This window comes from Spirulina sp. CCY15215, assembly GCF_016888125.1.
In the GTDB taxonomy this organism is placed as follows: Bacteria; Cyanobacteriota; Cyanobacteriia; order Cyanobacteriales; family Spirulinaceae; genus CCY15215.
In genome coordinates this window covers 1-1,077 of record NZ_JACSWA010000168.1, presented here as the reverse complement: position 1 = coordinate 1,077, position 1,077 = coordinate 1, and the positions used below count along the sequence as shown (strand labels likewise).

Annotated in this window: 1 protein-coding gene; it reads left to right on the top strand. The window is 40.9% G+C overall.

Translation table 11 applies throughout. The features are described 5' to 3' along the window. Positions 1-379 precede the first annotated feature (379 nt). Positions 380-844, top strand: coding sequence for a hypothetical protein (locus tag JUI58_RS00820; protein ID WP_204101850.1), 465 nt, complete (start codon positions 380-382; stop codon positions 842-844). Positions 845-1,077: the final 233 nt, after the last annotated feature.

Here is a 1,077-nt window from a genome sequence, read left to right as displayed (position 1 = left end):
TCGCATTCCAAGGTGTCGTGACCCAAATAACGTAGTACGCGGGGTACTTAGTCTGGTCAGAATGGCTTGTTAGATTTCTCTTTCAAGCCTCACGCCTAAAGGCTGAGGTTCCTGACAAATCTACTCTAATCTTGAACAGTTAGCAATTGTTCAATTGTTGTGTCAGTCTTAAGGTTGTCCCGATTTAGACTAAATTGTGCTAAGAGAATAACCAGTCTTTCACAAGATATAAACATCTCTACAGCGTCCTTAACGTCTATTCCGTATAAAGTAGTTCGACAAGAAAATTAGGAGAGAAGAATCAAGAATTGGTAAGATCGATCGCATCTTCATGCCATGATTCTCTAGAACTCCTCTTGAAACCCATTCTTATTTTTCCATGACCAGTACGATGTTATTCCCCAATGCCCCTGATATCTCTGCCGACGATTATTGTGTCTTCGGTTTGGCAACTTGTTTTATTCGCAATGATGGCGAAATTGCAGAAGTTAGCGTTGTTGAGCCGATACCTTCTTCAGCCCTAGAAGCCTTATTGAAAGGGATTCCTACATCTTACCAATTTGTTTGCGGTAAATCTCTCTCAGAGTTTTTTGCAGCCGAAACCCTACAAAAACCGACAGAGTTCCCAGAAGATTCGCAATTTTGTGAGAGTTTTGTCGAACGGACTCTAGCTGCGGCTCGTACTTATAAGAGTCACCCCCAAGCAAAAGAACATATCCCTCTTGGTAACAAAAAAGAGGATTTTAATTATTCTACCGAACGGAAGCGAGTTCTCAATGTAGAAAATACTGTTTCAACGGAAGATAATGTCAAGCAACATTCTCATACTCATAAAGTTTTATAATCAGGCTCTAACTCTAGGGTGGCAAGCGATCGCCTGCATTTCCTAGGTGAGAAAACCTCACCGGAGTCTGACCCCAGAAGGCTGGATGAAAGAAAAGGCGAGTTTAGACTCGCCTGTGTATTATCCTTTATTTTTGATGACCATAACTTGAATAATTTGATTTACTTGGTCTTGGGGTAAATTCAAGGCTCGACATAAACTACCTAGTAATTCTTCTTCTTCCTTCGACACTT

What these genes read in the sequence shown, in the direction of transcription:
- JUI58_RS00820 (WP_204101850.1), top strand. Translation starts at nt 380, where the DNA reads ATGACCAGTACGATGTTATTCCCCAATGCCCCTGATATCTCTGCCGAC.